The following is a 2,226-nucleotide window of genomic DNA, read 5'->3' on the forward strand; positions in this document are numbered from 1 at the left end:
TGTAGACGAAATGAAAAATTTGTGTTAGTATTGTGTAAAACATTTCAGAATTATATGAGGTATAAAGATGCAAAAAATAAACATATGTATTGATATAGACAGCACTGTCACAATGCCAGACTACTGGGTTAAATATGCCAACGACTATTTTGGTACGAACTATGTATATAGCGACGACACAGTGGAAGACTATTTCAAGGACAATGAATTCGACTACAAGAAATTCGATGATTTTTACCACAAATTTTCAGACCAAATGCACGAAACGGCAACCATTCGCCCCTTTGCTAAAGATACCATAGACAGTATGAAAGAATTCAGCAACGTATACTACGTTACTGCAAGGGAAAGCCATATAGAACCTATAACAGTTCAATGGCTTAAGAACCACAGTATTTATTCACAGGTATACCATCTGGGATCCTTCGAAAAAAATGACAAGGCCAATGAACTTAATTGTGATATTTTCATAGAAGATAACCTGGAAACTGCAAAGAAGCTGGCAGGAGACAATATCAGGGTAATTCTTATAGACACAGGCTTTAACAGATATGAAAATCCCGAAAATATTGAAAGAGTATACAATTGGAAAGAAATACACGATTCAATAAAAAAATACTACGATTTAAAATTTAACAATTGACAAACTCTTTTGTTCTCTATATTATATATACGGAATATTAAATCTTTTAACTTAGTCCGAGAGACCAACAAGGAGATAAACAGAGTATATGAAATTATACAAACTTCTTGCCTTGCGAGAAGTTTTTTTTGTCTCTTAGACAACATTCTCATAAGTCGCGATAATCAAAACAAATTTATGGAGGTTTGCATGTCTGCAAATAAAATCAATCAAGAACAATCATCACTAAGTATTACAGGTACAAAAAAGATAGTCCTTGGGCTTCAGCACCTTTTAGCCATGTTCGGCGCTACAGTGCTGGTTCCCATACTAACAGGACTCGACCCTTCCCTGGCACTTTTAAGTGCAGGTCTGGGAACACTTATGTTCCACTTTATAACTGGTGGACAGGTACCTGTATTCCTCGGTTCAAGCTTCGCATTCATTGGAGCAATAGCAATGACACTGTCTTCCGACGGAATTGGCGCTGTGAAAGCAGGAGTCATCGGAGCAGGAATAATCTACACATTAATGTCTCTAGTAATAAAATTGGTTGGAGTAGAAAAAGTTAAATCCTTCTTCCCACCAATAGTTACAGGTCCCGTAATCATGGTAATAGGTCTTAGACTAGCACCAGTAGCTTTGGGAATGGCTGGATATTCATACGATACAGCTACACAAATAGGTACTTTTGATGTTGCATCGGTAGCAGTGGCGGCTGTGGTTGTTTCGACAATGATAATAGTATCAATATTTGCAAAGGGATTTTTCAAACTCGTTCCAATACTGATTGCAGTAATAGTAGGATATCTCGTATCAGTTCCACTTGGTCTTGTTGATTTCACAGCTGTAAGGGAAGCCGGCTGGCTTGGACTATCTTCTTCTGCAATGGATCACCTTACTACAATGCCTAAGTTCACACTTTCAGGAATCACAGCAATATCTCCAATAGCATTAGTAATTTTCATTGAACACTTTGGAGATATAACAACAAACGGAGCAGTAGTAGGAAAGGACTTTTTCAAGAATCCAGGAGTTCACAAAACAATGCTAGGAGATGGTGTAGCCACTCTAATCGCTGGATTCATTGGAGGACCTGCAAATACTACATACAGTGAAAATACTGGTGTTCTTGCAGTGACTAAGATTTATGATCCTTCAGTTTTAAGAACTGCTGCAGTATTCGCAGTAATACTGAGCTTTGTTGGAAAATTTGGAGCTTTAATAAGATCTATCCCTGCTCCTGTAATGGGTGGGGTTTCAATAATACTTTTCGGAATGATAGCCAGTGTAGGCGTAAGGACAATGGTTGAAGCAAAGCTTGATTTTGCACATTCAAGAAACCTTATGATAGCATCCCTAATACTAGTAACCGGAATAGCAATAGACAATATCCACATGGGTGGAACACTTTCTCTTTCTGGACTTGCAATAGCAGCCTTCATAGGAGTGGTTCTTAATAAGGTTCTTCCAACAGAAATATAAAATAATCAGAACCCAGTTACTAATAAAACAATAAGATATTATAATAACAAAAAATCCGGCTATGCACTTTTAGATGCAGCCGGATTTTATATTGCTCTTTATTTCATTATATTTTTATA

At 37.1% G+C, this 2,226-nt stretch carries 2 protein-coding genes; both read left to right on the top strand.

What is annotated here, in order from left to right; translation table 11 throughout:
* Positions 1 to 67: 67 nt before the first annotated feature.
* Complete coding sequence (locus AC3AX0_RS11975; RefSeq protein WP_487550512.1) at positions 68 to 643, top strand: hypothetical protein; 576 nt, start codon at positions 68 to 70, stop codon at positions 641 to 643.
* Positions 644 to 832: 189 nt separating this feature from the next.
* Positions 833 to 2,107 (top strand): uracil-xanthine permease family protein, encoded by a 1,275-nt coding sequence (locus AC3AX0_RS11980; RefSeq protein ID WP_487550513.1) that lies wholly within the window; start codon positions 833 to 835, stop codon positions 2,105 to 2,107.
* Positions 2,108 to 2,226 lie beyond the last annotated feature (119 nt).

It is taken from the genome of Dethiosulfatibacter sp. (genome assembly GCF_983023055.1).

What these genes read in the sequence shown, in the direction of transcription:
- AC3AX0_RS11975 (WP_487550512.1), top strand. Translation starts at nt 68, where the DNA reads ATGCAAAAAATAAACATATGTATTGATATAGACAGCACTGTCACAATG.
- AC3AX0_RS11980 (WP_487550513.1), top strand. Translation starts at nt 833, where the DNA reads ATGTCTGCAAATAAAATCAATCAAGAACAATCATCACTAAGTATTACA.